Origin of the sequence: Pseudomonas sp. SED1 (assembly GCF_034044025.1) — a bacterium.
Taxonomy (GTDB): domain Bacteria; phylum Pseudomonadota; class Gammaproteobacteria; order Pseudomonadales; family Pseudomonadaceae; genus Aquipseudomonas.
Genome location: NZ_JAXCIS010000189.1, coordinates 21,408 through 34,598, shown reverse-complemented (window position 1 = coordinate 34,598; position 13,191 = coordinate 21,408). Strand labels below are relative to the sequence as shown.

Below are 13,191 nucleotides of genomic sequence, written 5' to 3'. Positions count from 1 at the left end.
GCCGAGTGGTGGGGCAAGAGCGTTTTGCTTACTTTTGCGCTTTTCAAAAGTGAGCCGCTGTAAGAGCGGAACCAATACCAGCCATCACCCAAATAACGGATATGCCCCCAGGCCCAGCAGCCCACCACATTGGCGTATCCTTACCCACCACCCCCAAGGCCCGATCAAAAAATGCTGGTGATTTCCAACAACGTGCACCTCCCCGACGCCGAGATCGAGCTGACAGCCATCCGCGCCCAAGGCGCCGGCGGTCAAAACGTCAACAAAGTCTCAAGCGCCGTGCACCTGCGTTTCGACATCCCGGCCTCGTCCCTGCCTGACTTCTACAAGGAACGCCTGCTGGCCCTGCGCGACAGCCGCATCACCAGCGAAGGCGTGCTGATCCTCAAGGCCCAGCAATACCGCACCCAGGAACAAAACCGCGCCGACGCCCTCGAGCGCCTGGTCGAGCTGATCCTCAGCGCCACCAAGGTCGAAAAGAAACGCCGCCCCACCAAACCCACTCTGGGCTCAAAAAAGCGCCGCCTCGAATCCAAAACCAAACGCGGCAGTATCAAGGCCGGCCGCGGCAAGGTTGATTTCTAAGCCGCGTCCCGCTCCTCGCGGTACTTAGGCGCCTGCCGATACAAATACAGACTCAACAGCAACCCGCCAAACGCCGCGATCGCCGCAAACAGGAAAATCGAGGCAAACCCGAACCCCGCCGCAATCGCCCCGGCCAACGGCCCGGTGATCCCCAGCGACAAATCGATAAACAGCGAATACGCCCCCACCGCCGCGCCCCGGCTTGAGGCGGGCACCAGGTTGACCGCCTCCACACCCAAGGCCGGAAACACCAGGGAAAACCCAAACCCGCTCAACGCCGCACCCGCCAACGCCAAATGAGGATCCGGCGCCAGCCACAACAGCAGCAGGCCCAGGGTCTCCACCGACAGGCAGGCAATCGCCACGCGAAACCCGCCAATACGGTTGATCAAATTCCCGAACAACAACCGCGCCCCGATAAAGCTGGCACCGAACAGGCTCAGGCACAGCACTGCGTTGTCCCAGTGCTGGGTCGCGTAATACAGGGTGATGAAGGTCGCAATGGTGCCAAAGCCGATCGAGCCCAGCGCCAGGCCGCAGCCGTGTGGCAGCACACGCCCGAGCACATGCATGAACGGCAGACGCTCGCCCACCACGATCGGCGCGGCGACTTTCGGCCAGGCCAGCAGCAGCCCCAGCACCGCCAGCAGGATGATGCTGACACCCATGCTCCACAGCCCGAAATGACTGACCAGCAACACCCCCAGCGGCGCGCCGATGGCCAGGGCGCCGTAGCTGGCGATGCCGTTCCAGGAGATGACCTTGGCGGTATTCGCCGCGCCCACCCGGCCGATGCCCCAGCCAATGGAGCCCGAGCCCACCAGGCTTTCAGCGCTGCCCAGTACCAGGCGGCCGATCAACAGACTGGTGAGGCTCAATGCCGGAAGGTGCGAAAACCACGCCGAGAGCAACATGAACACGCCGCTCAACCCGCAACCTGCCAGGCCGTACATGACGGCGCGCTTGCTGCCGCGGTTATCGATGATGCGTCCGGCATAGGGCCGGCTCAGCAGGGTGGCCAGGTATTGCACGCTGATCACCAGGCCCGCGATCACGGCGCCAAAGCCCAGGTCGCTGTGCACGTAGCCCGGCAACACGGCCAGGGGAATGCCGATATTCAGGTAGCCAATGAAGGTGAACAGAACGATGGAAACGACTTGCAGCGTGACCGCCATGGGGCGCTGGGTATCTGGCATGGGAGAGGTCCACTGTCGCAGCAGGAAAAGATAGGCTGCTTATGATACCGATGCTGGGCGCGCGCGGGGGCGGGAAACCAAACTTTTAGCGATCGGCGGGGTTGAGCAGTTGCGTGGTCACCAAGGCGGCGAGGGCGTTTTCCTGGGTGCCGAAGCGCTTGAGCAGGAGTGCCTGTTTTTCCGGGGTGAGGCGGTTCCATACGTCGACCATCTGCAGGGCAGTGTCGAGCAGGGCGGTATCGGGGGTGGTGTCGGTCATGGCGGGGCTCACGGTGTTCAGGCGGTGTGGAAAGCGCGCAATGTCACGCTTTCCACACGGTCTGGGTACGGCTCTCAGTCTTCGCGCTTGCGGTCGACCGGTTTTGCCTCTTTGGGCTCGGGCTTGGTGGCGCCGGCCTGTTGCGGGGTTGGCTGCTCAGTTTCGTGCAGGCTTGGGAAGGGGAGATTAGGGATTTCGTGCATCGTCGTCGCTCCTCGCAAGATCTGTTTTATCAATCGCAGGTGATTCCGCGCGTTCAAAAAGCTTGTGCAGGATACAGCACTGTAAATGACAGAAAGATTTTATCTCGAAAAATGAACACCTCTTCATCCCGCCGCGCAAGTGACGTGGCGCCACAGGCGGATCGATTGTCATCGTACAACATCACCCTTAACGGATTGACATCGTGTTGCGGACTGAATATAACGCTAACAGTTGTATGACGACATATGACGTTACAGTTTTATAGCGCCCGTAATATGGGCGCGCTCGGTCGCAGAACGTAAGCCTCAAATCTAAAAATAATTAAGGTGAAGCGATGAAAATCAAAGGCATCCGTTGGTGGATGGTCGGGCTGATGACGGTCGGCCTGATTATTAACTACCTGGCCCGCAACACGCTGTCCGTCGCAGCCCCCACGCTGATGACCGACCTGAGCATCTCCACTGAGCAGTACTCCCATATCGTTGTTGCCTGGCAGGTGTGCTATGCCCTGATGCAGCCGATCGCCGGTTATGTGATTGATGCAATTGGCACCAAGATGGGCTTCGCGATCTTCGCCATTTCCTGGTCGGTAGTGTGCGCGCTGGCGGCGTTCGCCACTGGCTGGCAGAGCCTGGCCGTGGCTCGTGGCGCGCTGGGACTGACGGAATCGGCGGGCTTCCCCGGCGGCGTCAAGGCGATTACCGAGTGGTTCCCGGCCAAGGAGCGCTCCGTCGCCATCGGCTGGTTCAACTTTGGTTCGTCGTTTGGTGCGTTGCTGGCGCCGCCGCTGGTGGTCTGGGCGATTCTGCACAGCGGCTGGCAGTTGGCGTTCCTGATTGTCGGTGGCATCGGCCTGGTGTGGAGCGGGCTGTGGCTGCTGCTGTACAAGCACCCGCGTGACCAGCGCCTGCTGGCTGAGGCCGAACGTGAGTACATCGAAGCCGGCCAGGAAACCCACCTCAAGGAAGGCGTGCAGAAGAAAGCCAGCTGGAAGCGCATCCTCAAAAGCCGCAACTTTTTCGCCATCGCCTCGGCGCGGATGCTCTCGGAGCCGGCCTGGCAGACCTTCAACGCCTGGATTCCGCTGTACCTGATGACCGAGCGGCACATGAACATCAAGGAAATGGCGCTGTTCGCCTGGCTGCCATTCCTGGCCGCCGACATCGGCTGCGTGCTGGGTGGCTACCTGAGCCCGCTGTTTCACCGCTACTTCAAGGTCTCGCTGTTCACCTCGCGCAAGCTGGTGATGTTGCTCGGCTGCCTGTGCATGATCGGCCCGGCGTGTATCGGCCTGGTGGACAGTGCCTACACCGCGATTGCCCTGCTGTGCGTGGGCGGTTTCGCGCACCAGACCTTGTCGGGCGCGCTGTTTTCCATCGCCTCGGACTCATTCGGCAAGAACGACGTGGCCACCGCGACCGGTGGCGGGCAGATGTGCGGCTTTATTGGTGCCGCGGCGTTTACCGCGGTGTTCGGTGTGCTGGTGACCAAGGTCGGCTACAGCCCGCTGTTTGTGGTGCTGGCGATTTTCGACATCATCGCGGCCATCGTGATCCTGACGGTCGCCCGGGAGATTGTTAAAGACCCGGAGCCGGCCACCCAAACCGGTCACGGCGGCACCTTGTTGCCGGTTTAACCCTGGCGCTCCATCGCCGCCTTGTAGAGCGAGTTCTTCGGCTGGGCAAACACCCGCGCCAGCATCGGTTCGAAGAAGCTCAACGGTAGGGTGTCGTAGGACGGATCGAACGCCGCCGCGTCGTATTGCGCGCAGAACTCGATGGTTTGCCGGTACTGCGGATGGTCGCCAAATTGCTCACGCAGGTGGCGGTCCATCCCCAGGTGATGGAAGAAGTAGTAGCCCTGGAAAATCCCGTGCTTCTCCACCATCCACAGATTTTCGGGGCTCACAAATGGCTTGAGGATCGCGGCGGCGATGTCCGGGTGGTTGTAGGAACCCAGGGTGTCGCCGATGTCGTGGAGCAGGGCGCACACCACGTACTCTTCATCTCGCCCGTCGTGCCAGGCGCGGCTGGCGGTTTGCAGCGAGTGGGTCAGGCGGTCCACCGGGAAGCCGCCGAAGTCGCCCTCCAGCAGTCGCAGATGCGCCACGATCCGGGTTGGTAGTTGCCGGGCATAGGCGCTGAAATCCTTGGCGATGATCGCCCAGTCTTCCTGGGTGCCGTCCTGCATATGGGTAAAGCGGGCCTGCTGGTTCATCAAGGGCGCTCTTATTGTTTTTGAAGGGCAGGCTAGAACGGCACTTTGCCCAGAATCATGTCGCGGTACATCACAAAATCCCCCAACAGGCTGTAGAGCGGATGCTGGAAGGTTGCCGGGCGATTCTTTTCAAAGAAGAAGTGGCCGATCCAGGCAAAGCTGTATCCTGCCACCGGCACCGCCAGCAGCAGCCACCAGGCGCCTTTGCCGATCGCGAACGCCATAATGAAGATCACCAGACTGGTGCCGATAAAGTGCAGGCGACGGCAGGTGCTGTTGCCGTGTTCGCTCAGGTAATACGGGTAGAAATCAGCGAAGCTATTGAATTGTCTGACATTTTCCACAGTATCCGGCCCTCTGATTATTGTTCTGCCCGACAGATGTTCGGCGGGTAGCTTATTTGAGTCTAGAGTCATCAGTGGTAACAGCCAGTGACAATAGATGCCACTTTAGTATCCTTCGGATTCCTGGCTGTCGTTTCAGCCTTCCTTGTTAAGAAAACGCCATGAGCGAACGAACGACTTCTGCAAGCTGGGCGATGGGGATAGTCAAGGCGCTGGAGATGGACGGCCTGGATTGCCGCGCCTTGTTCAAGCAGCTTGGCCTGGATTACGCCGCGCTGAATGACCCGGATGCGCGCTTCCCCCAGGACTCCATGACGCGCCTCTGGCAGCGCGCGGTCGAGCTGTCGGGCAACCCGGCGATCGGCTTGAACATGGGCAAGGTGGTGCGCCCGGCGTCGTTTCATGTGGCTGGCTACGCCTTGATGTCCAGTAACACCCTGGCCGAAGGTTTCATGCGTCTGGTGCGTTATCAGCGAATCATCGCTGAAAGTGCCGACCTGAGTTTTCGACTGTTACCCGAAGGTTATGCGCTGATTCTTACCGTGCACGGCGATCACCTGCCGCCCACCCGGCAAAGCGCCGAAGCGTCCTTGGCGAGTGCCCTGGCGTTATGCGGCTGGCTCACCGGACGTACCCTGCAACCGCGCAAAGTGCTGGTGCAGGGCGATCAACCGGCGGACCTGGCGCCCTACAAGCAGGCCTTCCATGCACCGCTGGTGTTCAACGCGCCGTATGACGCGCTGATCTTCGAGCGGGCGGATATGGAGGCGCCGTTGCCCACGGCGAACGAGGCGATGGCGTTGTTGCATGATCGTTTTGCCGGGGAGTATCTGGCGCGGTTTTCCGAGAGCCGGGTGACCCACAAGGCGCGGCAGGTATTGTGCCGATTGCTGCCGCAAGGCGAGCCCAAGCGCGAGGTGGTTGCGCAGACCTTGCACCTGTCCCAGCGCACCTTGCAGCGCCGCTTGCAGGAGGAGGGCACCAGTTTCCAGACCTTGCTCGACGACACCCGCCGCGAACTGGCCGAGCAATACCTGGCACAGCCGAGCATGACCCTGCTGGAAATTGCCTACCTGTTGGGATTTGCCGACCCGAGCAACTTCTTTCGCGCGTTCCGCCGCTGGTTCGATGCCACGCCCGGCGAGTACCGGGCGCGGTTGCAGGAAACTCCGGTCAGTGACGCCAAAACGCCGGAATGCACAGCACAAACACCGTAATGATCTCCAGCCGGCCCAGCAGCATGCCGAGGGACAGGATCCACTTGGCGGCGTCCGGCAGGGTGGAGAAATTCCCGGCCGGGCCGATGGTTTCCCCCAGGCCCGGGCCCACGCCGGACACGGTGCTGGCGGCGCCGGTCAGCGCGGTCATCCAGTCCAGGCCCAGCAGTGACAGGGCCAGGGCGATGGCGCAGATGGTGATGGCGAAGAAAAACGAGAAGGTCAGGATCGAGCGCACGATTTCTTCATCGAGGCGATGGCCGTTGTACTTCTGCTTGATCACCGCCCGTGGGTGAATCAGCTGGTTCAAGTTGGCCTTGAGCAGGATATAGGCGACCTGGAAACGGAAAATCTTGATCCCGCCAGCCGTGGAACCGGAGCAACCGCCCACAAAGCCCAGGTAAAAGAACAGCATCAGCGAGAAATTGCCCCAGATGCTGTAGTCCCCCAGCGCAAAACCGGTGGTGGTCACGACCGACGTGACGTTCACCGCTACGTGGCGCAGCGCCTCCAGCCAATGCAGATTGGTGGTCCACCAATACCAGGTGCCGAGCACCAGCCAGGTCACCACCAGCAAACCGAGCATGCCCTGCACCTGCTGGTCCTTGATCAGCGCCCGGCGGTTGCCGCGCATCGTGGCCACATACAGGGTGAACGGCAGGCTGCCGAGAATCATCACTACTACCGCCACCCAGTGCACGGCTGGTTGTTTCCAGTGAGCCAGGGATTCATCGGAGGTGGAGAAACCGCCGGTGGAAATCGCCGACATCGCATGGTTGATCGCATCGAACAGGCCCATGCCCGCCCACCAGAACGCCAGGCTGCCGAGGATGGTGATGCCCACGTACGCCGCCACGATCAGGCGCGCCACCATGTGCGAGCGGGGCATGACCTTTTCCGAGCGGTCGGAGGACTCGGTCTGGAACAGGCGCATGCCACCGATGCGCAGCAGCGGCAGGATCGCCACCGCCATGCCGATAAAGCCGATGCCGCCGAGCCAGTGCAGCAGCGAGCGCCAGATGAGGATGCCCGGGGACATGGTGTCCAGGCCGCTGAGCACCGTGGAGCCGGTGGCGGTGATGCCGGACATGCTTTCGAAGAACGAGTCGGTGTAGCTGATGTGCTGGGTCAGCAGGAACGGCAGTGCGGCGAAGATGCACACTACTAGCCAGCTGGAGACGGTCAGCAGGTACATGTCCCGCGGGCGCAGGTGCACGTGTTCCGGGCGGCCGGGGATCACCAGCGCCAGGCCGGCAATGAAGGTGATCATGCTGGCCCAGAGGAACGATGGCAGGTCGCTGGTGCGTTCGAAAAACACCAGGGTCGCCATGGGGATGACCATGGCGATCGCCAGGGTGATCAGGAAGATGCCGATAATGAAACCGATTATCCGTAAGGTCGGCAACGCCATGAGGTCCGCTCGGTGTGACAGGAAAGGCGCCATTCTACCTGCGGTGCAGGGCAAGTAAACCGGGGGCTGGAAGGCGACGCCGGGCAAATGTGGGAGCGGGCTTGCTCGCGAAGGCGGTGTTCCAGTCAACGGATGCATTGGCTGACCCACCGCTTTCGCGAGCAAGCCCGCTCCCACAGGGGTTTTTCGGTGGTTAATGGACCTTGAAGGGCAGGCACAAAAAAGGCGACCCGAAGGTCGCCTCATTCAGCGCTGCACGGATCAGAAATCGTGATCAGCGTTATCCGGGTTCAAGTCACTGATGCCCAGCTTGCCAGCGGCCTGTTCGATCGAACCGGTCTGCTTGACCAAGGCTGCGATCGCATCACGCACGATCTGGTTGCCTTTATCGTTACCGGCAGCGATCAACTGGTCGTAATGCTCGCCGTTGTTGGCGTGGTCGACCATCACCTGGATCTTCGCTTCGGTCGACGCCAGGTCGGCTTTCAGCGTTGCGTCGGCAGTTGGGTCAGCCTTGGCCACCAGGGACGACAGGCTGGCGCCGGTCATCTTGGTACCGTCGGTGCGGGTGTACTCACCCAGGTAAACGTTACGAATACCCTTGGCGTCATAGAAGTGCGAGTTGTGGGTGTTGTCGCTGAAGCAATCCTGTTCGTCTTCCGGCGAGTTGGCTTCCAGGGAAACCTTCATGCGCTCACCGGCCAGTTCGCCCAGGGACAGGCTACCCATGCCGAACAGCATTTTGCGCAGGCCATCGGTCGGCGCCTCGGCTTCCAGGGTGGCGCGGTAGTTGTCTTCGACGTTGGGTTTCCAGTTGCCGACCATTTCTTCCAGGTCGCTGACCAACAGTTGAGTCACGGCGCGCAGGTAGGTGCGGCGACGCTCGTTGTGGCCGCCAGTAGCACCATCACCGGTCATGTAGTCCGATGCTGGACGGTTGCCGGCGCCCGGGCCGGTGCCGTTCAGGTCCTGGCCCCAGAGCAGGAATTCAATCGCGTGGTAACCGGTGGCCACGTTGGCCTCGGAACCGCCCAGCTCGTTCAGGCTGGCGAGTTTTTCCGGGGTGATGTCTTTCACATCGACCTTGTCTTCGCCGACCTGGATTTCGTTGTTGGCGATGATGTTGGCCGTTGCGCCAGGGTTGCCCAGGGCGTGTTCGTAGGTCTTGTCGACGTAATCGATCAGGCCTTCGTCCAGGGGCCAGGCGTTCACTTGGCCTTCCCAGTCGTCAATGATGGTGTTGCCGAAGCGGAACACTTCACTCTGCAGGTACGGCACGCGAGCGGCGATCCAGGCGGTACGGGCCGCTTTCAGGGTGTCGTCGTTCGGGTTGGCAAGGAAGGTGTCGATCGAGGTTTGCAGGGTTTTCGCGGTGGACTCGGCATCGCTGTATACGGCGAAGACCATGTCAGCGTAATGCGCGACCACGGCCTTGGCAGCGGCCTCGTCGACCTGGCCTGCCGGTGCAGCCGCGGGGGCTGGAGTGCTGGCGGCGGCCGGGGCTTGAGGCGCGGCGGCCTTGTCTTTGCCTTCACCGCAACCGGCAAGAGAAATGGCAATGGCGAGAAGGCTGGCGGTGGCCAGGGGCATACGAATCATGGCGAACATCCTGCTTCGGTTGAGGGTGGGTCACGCGGGGGGACGCGCAAAACTGCGACATAATGCGAAAGATTTGCATTTTGTGTAAAGGGATATAAGCAGGAAATATTTTGTATCGGTGTGCCGGCCGCCGGCGCGGGTGCTCGCGGTGGCCAGCATTGTTTCAGAGAATGGCGGCGTTATTGCGTTGGGCCTGTTTCAAGTAGGCCACCAACTCCCGTGCCGGCAGCGGTTTGCTGTAGTAGTAACCCTGACCTTCGTGGCAACCCTCGGAGATGATGTACGCCTCCTGTTCGGCGGTCTCCACACCTTCGGCGATCACCTGCATGCCGAGGCTTTTGCCGAGCTGGATGATCGCCCGCACGATGGTCGCGTCGTCGTCGTCATCCAGCAGGTCCTGGACGAAGCTCTTGTCGATCTTGATCTTGTCCAGCGGCAGGCTTTTCAGATAGCTCAGGGACGAATAGCCAGTGCCGAAGTCATCAATCGCAATCAGCGCCCCGGAGCGGCGCAGGCTCAGCAGGTGCTGGGCGGCGGTGCTGATGTCTTCCATCAGGCCGGTCTCGGTGACTTCCAGCTCCAGGCTGCGGGGCGGCAGGCGGTAGATTTGCAGCAGGTTGTTGACCACCCGTGGCAACTCGGCGTGGTGCAACTGTACGGTCGACAGGTTGACCGCCATGCGCAGTTCGGTGAAGCCCAGGTCGTGCCACTCCCGAAGTTGCCGGCAGGCCTGGTCCAGCACCCATTCGCCGATGGCAATGATGGTGCCGTTCTGTTCCGCCAGGGGGATAAAAAGGTCGGGCGGCACCAGACCGTGTTCCGGGTGCTGCCAGCGAATCAAGGCTTCGACACCTACCACGCGATGGTCGAGATAGCTGATCTGTGGCTGGTACACCAAGTGGAACTGCTCGCGGCTCAGGGCGTCGCGCAAATCCTTTTCCAGCTCGCGGCGGCGGCGCATTTCGCTGTCGACGCTGGCGATGTAGAACTGGTACCGGTTGCGAGAACGGCTCTTGGCCAGGGTCATGGTCTGTTCGGCTTTTTGCAGCAGCTTCTCGGTACTGTCACCGTCTTCCGGGAACAGGGTGATGCCGATGGTGGCGCGCAGGCGGATCTGCTCGTGCCCATCGTCGAGGGCGAATTCCGCCTCCAAGTCATCAAGAATGCTTTGTGCCAGCTCGGCGGCTTCGTAGGGTTGCTCGATATCGGCCTGCACCAGGGCGAATTGGTCGCCACCCAGGCGGGCGAGGGCGCCGAGGCGGCCGCTGTGGGCCCGCAGACGGTCGGCCAGAGCCAGCAGCAATTGGTCGCCGGCCTGGTAGGTGAACTGCTCGTTGACGCTTTTGAAGTCATCCAGCCCCACGCACAGCACTGCGACGCTACGTTGGCGTCGGCCGGCGTCGATCAGGATCTTGTCCAACTGCTCCTGCAGCTTCTGGCGGTTCGGCAGGCCAGTGAGAAAGTCGTACTGAGCCATGCGCAGCAGGCTGTTTTCCGCCTCATGGCGCAAGTGCGTGTTGCGCTCGATGGATTCGAGCAACTGGTTGGCGGTGTTGATCCAAAGACCCAGTTCGTTTTTCTCGTGGCCCCTGAGCTGCGGGATCTTGTGCTCGCTGGGGCGGTCGGGGTTGATCGAACTCAGGTGCTCGATGATGCGCGACAGCGGCTTGGTCAACAGCCAGTGATAGACCAGGTACAACACCAGGCCCATGGCCAGGGCCCGCAGTACGCCGGAGATGAAAATGATCACCGAGCTGACGAGAAACCCTTTGCCATAGGTGGCGGTGTCGAGGGTGATGCTCAGGTCGCCGTAGTACTCGCTATAAGGCCCGCGCCCCACCAGCGGCGTGGTGAAGGTGCGTTCCTGGCCCAGGATCAGGTCAGTCAGCCAGCGGGTCGGGGATTGCTGCAGGTCGCGGGTTTTTTCCGCGAGCATGGTTTCGTTGGGGTGGCCGATGGAGGCCATGCGCACGGCATCGTCCTGGAACAGACCTTCGATGACCTGCATGCCCATCTCCCGGTCCAGGCTGTAGACGGCCTGGGTGGACGGGTCGCGAAACATGTCGAGGATACGCTGGGCATCGCCAGCCACGGCCTGACGCGTCTTGTAGGCGTCAAAGACGATCTGCGCCGCGCTAAGTACCACGCCCACCGCCAATGCCGAAAGCAGCACCACCCGTAGCAACTTCACCGACAAGCTGTTTTTGAGTTCCAGCTTCAAAGGGGTATTCCTTGTTCCATGCGGGTAGCCTCAATATGCCATGAGTATTGGCAATCCCGTGAGGGCAGTCAAAGGAACATTGGGCCCGCAGAGCCTGAATATTAACAAGTGAAGGTCGGGAAGGAGGAGGGCGGACCCAGTCCGCCGTCCTCTGGTACTGCGCGGGGAGCGTAGGCGAATGCCTTTTTTATAGCTCGCGAGAGGTTGCCGAGGGTTTTGTTAGCCGAAAGTAATCTGCGCGGAGGATTTCTGGTGGGCATCTTCGCCGATTTTGCCCGGCTCCTCACCAGCTCCCTGACTTTTTGAATCCATGAGCTTGCTCAGCAGGTCCATGCCTTTTTCTGCCAGCGGCATGGCTGTTGAAGCGGCTGACATTCCCATCGATAAAGGATCCATTGCGGACTCTCCTAACTGAAATGAGAGAGTTATTTCTCTCACTTGTTGGGTGGCCAGTTCATCGCCTTGAGTTCCACGCGTCCTGCATTACGCTTTTGTAACCCCCACAAAAAAGCCCGGCAATCGCCGGGCTCTTTCTACTGCAAGTAGTACTTAAGCAGTGAAGGTTTTGCCTTCGAACTGCTCAGCCACGAACTTCCAGTTGACCAGGTTCCAGAACGCTTCCACATACTTTGGACGCACGTTGCGGTAGTCGATGTAGTAAGCGTGTTCCCAGACGTCGCAGGTCAGCAGCGGGGTGTCGCCGCTGGTCAGCGGGTTGCCGGCGCCGATGGTGCTGGCCAGGGCCAGGGAACCGTCAGCCTTTTTCACCAGCCAGCCCCAACCGGAACCGAAGGTGCCGACGGAAGTCTTGGTGAATTCTTCTTTGAACTTGTCGAACGAACCGAAGGCTGCGTTGATCGCCTCAGCCAGTGCGCCGGTAGGTTGGCCGCCGGCGTTTGGCGCCAGGCAGTTCCAGTAGAAGGTGTGGTTCCAGACCTGAGCGGCGTTGTTGAAGATGCCGCCCGAAGAAGACTTGACGATTTCTTCCAGGGTCTTGCCTTCGAACTCGGTGCCAGGCACCAGGTTGTTCAGGTTCACGACATAGGTGTTGTGGTGCTTGTCGTGGTGATACTCCAAGGTTTCCTTGGAAATGTGCGGCTGCAGGGCATCGTGTGCGTAGGGCAGCGGCGGCAATTCGAAAGCCATGATGATTCTCCTAATCAGGTCAGTTGCGGTGAGCGCAAGGCCGATCACGGGCGGCCAAACAAGCGCCGGGGAGTTTGTACTCTTTGCGGCGCAGGGGCTGGATCATAGCACCGGGGGTGCGGCAAAACCACGCAACAACTGTGTGGGATAGAGGTTCCAGAGGGTTTTGGCTTCTGTTGAAAAAAGTTTATGCGGCGCTGATTAATTGATAAGCCACGCTGAACATCATGGCGGCCACCAACAGGTCCAGAATTCGCCAGGTGGCAGGGCGCGCCAGCCACGGTGCCAGCCACGCGGCGCCCAGGGCCAGGGTCATGAACCACAGGAATGAAGCGCTGGCGGCACCGGCCACATACGCGCCCGGTTCGGTCTGCTGGGCGCCGAGGGAGCCGATCAACAGAACGGTGTCCAGATACACGTGGGGATTGAGCAAGGTCACCGCGAGGGCGCTGAGCATCACCGCCTTCAGGGAGCGCACCTTGAGGTTCTCGCCCTGGCCCAGGCTTTGCTTCGAGCAGGCCCGGCGCAGGGCAAGGGTGCCGTACCACAACAGGAACGCCGCGCCGCCCCAACGGGCAACCGCCAGCAATATCGGGTTATGCGCCAGCACGGTCGCCAGGCCGAACACGCCGGCGGCCACCAGGATCGCATCGCACACCACGCACAAGGCCGCCACGGGCAGGTGATGTTCGCGCCGCAGGCTCTGCGCCAGGACAAAGGCGTTCTGGGTGCCGATCGCCATGATCAAACCAAAGGCCACCAACAGGCCGTTCGTATAGCTCTGCCACATAG

At 61.0% G+C, this 13,191-nt stretch carries 14 protein-coding genes; 3 read left to right on the top strand and 11 right to left on the bottom strand.

The window, feature by feature from the left end; genetic code table 11:
* Positions 1–171: 171 nt before the first annotated feature.
* Positions 172–585 (top strand): alternative ribosome rescue aminoacyl-tRNA hydrolase ArfB, encoded by a 414-nt coding sequence (arfB, locus tag SNL23_RS24590; RefSeq protein WP_088426440.1) that lies wholly within the window; start codon positions 172–174, stop codon positions 583–585.
* On the opposite strand, the gene SNL23_RS24585 is transcribed toward arfB, so the two are convergent.
* The 3 genes from SNL23_RS24585 to SNL23_RS24575 all read right to left on the bottom strand — a co-directional run bounded on the left by SNL23_RS24585 (position 582) and on the right by SNL23_RS24575 (position 2,243).
* Positions 582–1,781, bottom strand: coding sequence for an MFS transporter (locus SNL23_RS24585; RefSeq protein WP_167665468.1), 1,200 nt, complete (start codon positions 1,779–1,781; stop codon positions 582–584). The two genes, arfB and SNL23_RS24585, sit on opposite strands and share 4 nt — an antisense overlap.
* A gap of 85 nt (positions 1,782–1,866) precedes the next feature.
* On the bottom strand, positions 1,867–2,040 hold the full coding sequence (locus tag SNL23_RS24580; RefSeq protein WP_010169883.1) for a hypothetical protein: 174 nt from the start codon (positions 2,038–2,040) through the stop codon (positions 1,867–1,869).
* 74 nt (positions 2,041–2,114) lie between these two features.
* Positions 2,115–2,243, bottom strand: coding sequence for a hypothetical protein (locus SNL23_RS24575; RefSeq protein WP_256670918.1), 129 nt, complete (start codon positions 2,241–2,243; stop codon positions 2,115–2,117).
* Positions 2,244–2,605: 362 nt separating this feature from the next.
* Here SNL23_RS24575 and SNL23_RS24570 point away from each other — a divergent pair, with 362 nt between their 5' ends.
* Positions 2,606–3,880, top strand: a complete 1,275-nt coding sequence (locus SNL23_RS24570; protein ID WP_318303876.1) for an MFS transporter — start codon at positions 2,606–2,608, stop codon at positions 3,878–3,880.
* Here SNL23_RS24570 and SNL23_RS24565 read toward each other — a convergent pair.
* Complete coding sequence (locus tag SNL23_RS24565; protein WP_076015872.1) at positions 3,877–4,461, bottom strand: HD domain-containing protein; 585 nt, start codon at positions 4,459–4,461, stop codon at positions 3,877–3,879. The two genes, SNL23_RS24570 and SNL23_RS24565, sit on opposite strands and share 4 nt — an antisense overlap.
* A gap of 32 nt (positions 4,462–4,493) precedes the next feature.
* Positions 4,494–4,805: a DUF962 domain-containing protein gene (locus SNL23_RS24560; protein ID WP_318303874.1), complete on the bottom strand. Its 312-nt coding sequence runs from the start codon at positions 4,803–4,805 to the stop codon at positions 4,494–4,496.
* A 161-nt stretch (positions 4,806–4,966) separates the two neighbouring features.
* Between SNL23_RS24560 and SNL23_RS24555 the strand changes: the two genes are divergently transcribed.
* The gene (locus tag SNL23_RS24555; protein ID WP_167665471.1) at positions 4,967–6,022 is read left to right on the top strand and encodes an AraC family transcriptional regulator; all 1,056 of its coding nucleotides are present in this window, start codon (positions 4,967–4,969) and stop codon (positions 6,020–6,022) included.
* On the opposite strand, the gene SNL23_RS24550 is transcribed toward SNL23_RS24555, so the two are convergent.
* The 6 genes from SNL23_RS24550 to SNL23_RS24525 form a co-directional block, all read right to left on the bottom strand.
* Positions 5,979–7,433: a TrkH family potassium uptake protein gene (locus SNL23_RS24550; protein ID WP_076015869.1), complete on the bottom strand. Its 1,455-nt coding sequence runs from the start codon at positions 7,431–7,433 to the stop codon at positions 5,979–5,981. The genes SNL23_RS24555 and SNL23_RS24550 overlap by 44 nt on opposite strands.
* Before the next feature lie 261 nt (positions 7,434–7,694).
* Entirely contained in the window at positions 7,695–9,032 is a 1,338-nt protein-coding gene (locus SNL23_RS24545) for an imelysin family protein (RefSeq protein WP_318303872.1), read from the bottom strand.
* Between the two features lie 163 nt (positions 9,033–9,195).
* A complete protein-coding gene (locus SNL23_RS24540) occupies positions 9,196–11,253 on the bottom strand; it encodes a putative bifunctional diguanylate cyclase/phosphodiesterase (protein WP_076015867.1) in 2,058 nt (685 codons plus the stop codon).
* Between the two features lie 219 nt (positions 11,254–11,472).
* Positions 11,473–11,649 (bottom strand): hypothetical protein, encoded by a 177-nt coding sequence (locus SNL23_RS24535; protein ID WP_167665475.1) that lies wholly within the window; start codon positions 11,647–11,649, stop codon positions 11,473–11,475.
* A 153-nt stretch (positions 11,650–11,802) separates the two neighbouring features.
* Positions 11,803–12,399 carry a superoxide dismutase gene (locus SNL23_RS24530; RefSeq protein ID WP_003212997.1) on the bottom strand — a complete coding sequence of 199 codons (597 nt, stop codon included), beginning with the start codon at positions 12,397–12,399 and terminating at the stop codon, positions 11,803–11,805.
* 187 nt (positions 12,400–12,586) lie between these two features.
* Positions 12,587–13,189 (bottom strand): LysE/ArgO family amino acid transporter, encoded by a 603-nt coding sequence (locus SNL23_RS24525; RefSeq protein WP_076015866.1) that lies wholly within the window; start codon positions 13,187–13,189, stop codon positions 12,587–12,589.
* Positions 13,190–13,191: the final 2 nt, after the last annotated feature.

What these genes read in the sequence shown, in the direction of transcription:
- SNL23_RS24575 (WP_256670918.1), bottom strand. Translation starts at nt 2,243, where the DNA reads ATGCACGAAATCCCTAATCTCCCCTTCCCAAGCCTGCACGAAACTGAG.
- arfB (WP_088426440.1), top strand. Translation starts at nt 172, where the DNA reads ATGCTGGTGATTTCCAACAACGTGCACCTCCCCGACGCCGAGATCGAG.
- SNL23_RS24545 (WP_318303872.1), bottom strand. Translation starts at nt 9,032, where the DNA reads ATGATTCGTATGCCCCTGGCCACCGCCAGCCTTCTCGCCATTGCCATT.
- SNL23_RS24525 (WP_076015866.1), bottom strand. Translation starts at nt 13,189, where the DNA reads ATGTGGCAGAGCTATACGAACGGCCTGTTGGTGGCCTTTGGTTTGATC.
- SNL23_RS24565 (WP_076015872.1), bottom strand. Translation starts at nt 4,461, where the DNA reads ATGAACCAGCAGGCCCGCTTTACCCATATGCAGGACGGCACCCAGGAA.
- SNL23_RS24585 (WP_167665468.1), bottom strand. Translation starts at nt 1,781, where the DNA reads ATGCCAGATACCCAGCGCCCCATGGCGGTCACGCTGCAAGTCGTTTCC.
- SNL23_RS24530 (WP_003212997.1), bottom strand. Translation starts at nt 12,399, where the DNA reads ATGGCTTTCGAATTGCCGCCGCTGCCCTACGCACACGATGCCCTGCAG.
- SNL23_RS24535 (WP_167665475.1), bottom strand. Translation starts at nt 11,649, where the DNA reads ATGGATCCTTTATCGATGGGAATGTCAGCCGCTTCAACAGCCATGCCG.
- SNL23_RS24580 (WP_010169883.1), bottom strand. Translation starts at nt 2,040, where the DNA reads ATGACCGACACCACCCCCGATACCGCCCTGCTCGACACTGCCCTGCAG.
- SNL23_RS24570 (WP_318303876.1), top strand. Translation starts at nt 2,606, where the DNA reads ATGGTCGGGCTGATGACGGTCGGCCTGATTATTAACTACCTGGCCCGC.
- SNL23_RS24555 (WP_167665471.1), top strand. Translation starts at nt 4,967, where the DNA reads ATGAGCGAACGAACGACTTCTGCAAGCTGGGCGATGGGGATAGTCAAG.
- SNL23_RS24550 (WP_076015869.1), bottom strand. Translation starts at nt 7,433, where the DNA reads ATGGCGTTGCCGACCTTACGGATAATCGGTTTCATTATCGGCATCTTC.